Here is a 3,752-nt window from a genome sequence, read left to right on the forward strand (position 1 = left end):
CTTAAGCCGTAGGTCTTGAGTTAAGTTTACTGACATAAGCAAGTTAGAAAACTTAAATCAAGTCAGCTAAAGCAAACTTAATTCAAGATTTCTCCAATTTTGATAGTTTTCGTTCAGATACTATTTAGTTAAATTAAGAAAATTGTTTTATCCTTTCCTCAACCAGTTTTCTGATCTCGTTTAATCTTGCTTCTGTTTCCGCTTCAAAACGGAGAACCAGAACCGGAGTTGTATTGGAAGCACGGCAAAGTCCCCAACCGTCATCAAAAGTTATTCTCATACCATCGATATCGTTAATATCATAACCTTCTTTTTGGAAAGAATCACGGACTTTTTCTACGATCCGGAATTTATCGTTATCAGTACTTTTAATATGTAGTTCCGGAGTATTATACATTTTCGGTTGATCAGACAGGAATGTGCTGACCGGTTTATCTGTTTTGGACATTATTTCTACAAATCTCGCAGCAACATAGATCGCATCGTCAAATCCGAGAAATCTATCTTTCAGGAACACATGTCCGCTCATTTCACCACTGACCTTGATTCCTTCCTGCATCATTTTATTCTTGATATTGGCATGACCGGTTTTATACATGATAGGAATTCCGCCATGTTTGATAATATCATCAAAAAGATTTTTGGAGCATTTAACATCTGCAATGATCTTTTCTCCCGGATTATCTTTCAGGAAATCTCTCACCAGAATATTCAGGATCTGATCTCCGTATAACATTTTCCCGTTCTCATCTACAACACCAATTCTATCTGCATCTCCATCCAATCCCAAACCAACATCCGCTTTTAGTATTTTTACTTTTGTAATCAGATCTTTCAGATATTTTTCAACGGTCGGATCTGGATGATGATTAGGAAATGTTCCGTCCAATTCACAATATAATTCATGAACCTCGCATCCCAGATTTCGCAAAATTACCGGCAAATAGGGACCGCCTGATCCGTTTCCCGCATCAACAACAACTTTCAGGGGACGTTCCAGTTTTATTCCATTAGTAACATATTGAATGTAATCTTCGCTCATTCCATTATTGGATGAAGTTATTCCTTCACCTTTTTCAAAATCTTCTTTCAGGATGAGTTGAAGGATTTCCTGGATTTGTTCTCCGAAGACACTTTGCAATCCCTGATTCAATTTTATCCCGTTATATTCAGCAGGATTGTGGCTGGCTGTGATCATTACGCCACCATCTGTTTTCAGTTTCCAAATTGAGTAATACAGGACAGGCGTTGCTACTATTCCAACATCGATTACATCAATTCCGGTTTCATTCATTCCTTTTATGAAGTTTTTTTTGAAGATCGGTGTGCTGAGTCTGGCATCACCACCTATTACTGCAGTTTTCATATTTTGTCTTCTAAGGAAAGTACCGTATCCTTTTCCGATAAGATACAAAGTCTCATTTGTCAAATCAGTATCTACTATTCCACGAATGTCATATTGTCTAAAAATTTGCGGATTTACCATGATTTATTCTCCTTTTAAATGTAACTCAAAGCTCCTGCTTTGAGACCTTTATCCCATAATAAATAACTTTTAATTTTTTCACAAACAAGGTGTTTGTGTTAAATAATCCTTCAATATCGGAATTATATTCCGAAACGCTCTCCCGCGATGACTGATCTTGTGTTTTTCTTTATCAGTCATTTCACCGAATGTTTTTCCTGTTTCATCTGCTCGAAAGATCGCATCATATCCGAAACCCTGGTTTCCAATTTCTTGATGAGTGATTTTGCCGTCAACTTTTCCGTTAGCAGTTCCCAGTAATCCAACTGGAGAAGCAAGCGCAGCAACTGTTCGGAATTCTGCTTTCCGGTTAGTTTTATCTTTCATATTTTGAAGTAATTTATCTCGATTATCTTTGTAAGTACAATTTTTTCCGGCATATCTGGCTGCATAAACTCCGGGTTCTCCATCTAAAGTTTCGACAAACAATCCGGTATCATCAGCGATGGTCAGAAGTCCGGTGAAATCTGCACATTCAGCCGCTTTTTTGACGGCATTTTCCTCGATCGTGTCTTTATCTTCGATCACTTCGTGAAGATTTGGGAAATCGAGAGCGGTTATGATCTCGAGATCAATATCTTTCAAAATATCTTTTATTTCAGATATTTTATCTTTGTTTCTAGATGCGATTAATAATTTCATTTCTTATCTACCTGTCTTCGTTAAAACTTCGACAAGGTATGCGAATTACACAAATTTCACAAATATTTTACAACGAACAAAACTAACAAAAACTAATCCAAAAAAATAAGCCACAAAGAACGCTAAATACACGAAGATGTAGTTCGGAACTTGTTCCGAAACAATGTAGCACAGAATTGTATTCTGTGAGTAAATCAAGATTCCGATCTTGATATTTACTCGATTTAGGAAAATCGAGTTACTTCCACATTTTACAAAAATGTGTTACTTCCTAATTCTCGAAAGCAGATGCTTGATCTTTCCCAAAATATTTTTATCAAGGAAATTCTCGGCAATCGCTGTTATTTTTTGCAGAAGTTCCAGAACATCCTCTTCCCCGCTCCAATTATCGAAAATGATCTGTTGATCGAGTTCATTCAGGATCAGGTTCAATCCTAAAACTACAAGAACCAGATCATCGACATAACCGATTATTGGAATGAAATCCGGAATAATATCGATCGGCATAATAACATAACCGATGATCCCACCTACAAGCAATTTCTGCGTTTTGGTTACTCGTTCATCGATCGCTAACCTGCAAAGTAAGATGAAAAAATCAGGTAAAGTGAGCAGATATTCTGTGAATTTTCCAGTTTTTTTACTGGTTTTATTTTTCACAAATTTCAGGATATTTCTCCGAAGTTTTTCATAGAATTTCAGTTTTTTTTCATCATCCGTGAAAACTGTCTTTTCTTTGATCTTTTCGGATTCTGCTTTTAAGAATTCTTTTACTTCGGGTTGCTCGATATTATTATTCATTTTCTAATTTCCTCTTAACATAATTCATTATTTTTTCTGTTGCTTCGATGGCTTCCATAACTTCTTCTTTTGTTGGTTCAATGATTTCTCCCGGATACCGAATTTCAATAGAAAAATCATTTAATATTCACAGTATTTATAAATTTCACTTTCAATGTCCTTAATTTCAGAAATCTTATCAAGAAGAAATAAAAGATCGTGAGTTTTGACGATTTTTATTCCGAGTTTTATCCATACTGCCTTTAATGCTTTTTCTACAGATTGTTGGCAATGAAAACATATTGTATCGGAATATTCCGGTTTATTCAGAAAAGTGATTTTTGCTGTTCCCAGATCATGTTCTGATTTTTTCAACCATTCAGTTATTAAATCCTTTTTATCCATAAAGCACCTTACCATTTTTCATTATTTGGGTGATAAATGCTTCTTCCACATTTTTCCATCGATCAATCTCATCCTTTGTATAAACGATAATATCCAGAGGAACTCCAATTCCTCTCAAATATTTTCTGATCTCTTTTCCTCTTTTATATCTTGGAACATCAGAATCTTTGACGATCAGTAAGTCCAAATCGCTGTGTTCATCCGGATTTCCGTTTGCGTAAGATCCAAAAAGAATGATTTTTTCCGGTTTGATATTATCTTTGATGATCTTGATAATTTGATTAATTTTATATTTAGATATCATATTTTTTTCTTTTTTTGCTCACGGATTACACGGATTTAAAAACAAATCAATTTCATTTTTTCCTCAATCTTGAAAATCCTGTTATCCTGTCCAAAA

At 35.0% G+C, this 3,752-nt stretch carries 6 protein-coding genes; all 6 read right to left on the minus strand.

The features are described from left to right. Nucleotides 1-133: 133 nt before the first annotated feature. The 6 genes from ENL20_12790 to ENL20_12815 all read right to left on the minus strand — a co-directional run bounded on the left by ENL20_12790 (nt 134) and on the right by ENL20_12815 (nt 3,656). Entirely contained in the window at nt 134-1,486 is a 1,353-nt protein-coding gene (locus tag ENL20_12790; GenBank protein ID HHE39427.1) for a phosphomannomutase/phosphoglucomutase, read from the minus strand. A gap of 78 nt (nt 1,487-1,564) precedes the next feature. After that, nucleotides 1,565-2,167, minus strand: coding sequence for an RdgB/HAM1 family non-canonical purine NTP pyrophosphatase (rdgB, locus tag ENL20_12795; protein ID HHE39428.1), 603 nt, complete (start codon nt 2,165-2,167; stop codon nt 1,565-1,567). Between the two features lie 264 nt (nt 2,168-2,431). Then, nucleotides 2,432-2,968: a DUF1232 domain-containing protein gene (locus ENL20_12800; protein ID HHE39429.1), complete on the minus strand. Its 537-nt coding sequence runs from the start codon at nt 2,966-2,968 to the stop codon at nt 2,432-2,434. Then, a complete protein-coding gene (locus ENL20_12805) occupies nt 2,961-3,095 on the minus strand; it encodes a HEPN domain-containing protein (GenBank protein ID HHE39430.1) in 135 nt (44 codons plus the stop codon). The genes ENL20_12800 and ENL20_12805 overlap by 8 nt, the downstream gene beginning before the upstream one ends. Continuing rightward, nucleotides 3,089-3,367, minus strand: a complete 279-nt coding sequence (locus tag ENL20_12810; GenBank protein HHE39431.1) for a HEPN domain-containing protein — start codon at nt 3,365-3,367, stop codon at nt 3,089-3,091. Before ENL20_12810 ends, ENL20_12805 begins: the two co-directional genes overlap by 7 nt. Then, a complete protein-coding gene (locus tag ENL20_12815) occupies nt 3,345-3,656 on the minus strand; it encodes a nucleotidyltransferase domain-containing protein (protein HHE39432.1) in 312 nt (103 codons plus the stop codon). The genes ENL20_12810 and ENL20_12815 overlap by 23 nt, the downstream gene beginning before the upstream one ends. Nucleotides 3,657-3,752 lie beyond the last annotated feature (96 nt).

Source organism: Candidatus Cloacimonadota bacterium, from assembly GCA_011372345.1.
Classification (GTDB): Bacteria; Cloacimonadota; Cloacimonadia; order Cloacimonadales; family TCS61; genus DRTC01.

Bases quoted from the DNA above. Each gene is read 5' to 3' on its own strand.
- rdgB (HHE39428.1), bottom strand. From the start codon at position 2,167: ATGAAATTATTAATCGCATCTAGAAACAAAGATAAAATATCTGAAATA.
- ENL20_12790 (HHE39427.1), bottom strand. From the start codon at position 1,486: ATGGTAAATCCGCAAATTTTTAGACAATATGACATTCGTGGAATAGTA.
- ENL20_12810 (HHE39431.1), bottom strand. From the start codon at position 3,367: ATGGTAAGGTGCTTTATGGATAAAAAGGATTTAATAACTGAATGGTTG.
- ENL20_12800 (HHE39429.1), bottom strand. From the start codon at position 2,968: ATGAATAATAATATCGAGCAACCCGAAGTAAAAGAATTCTTAAAAGCA.
- ENL20_12815 (HHE39432.1), bottom strand. From the start codon at position 3,656: ATGATATCTAAATATAAAATTAATCAAATTATCAAGATCATCAAAGAT.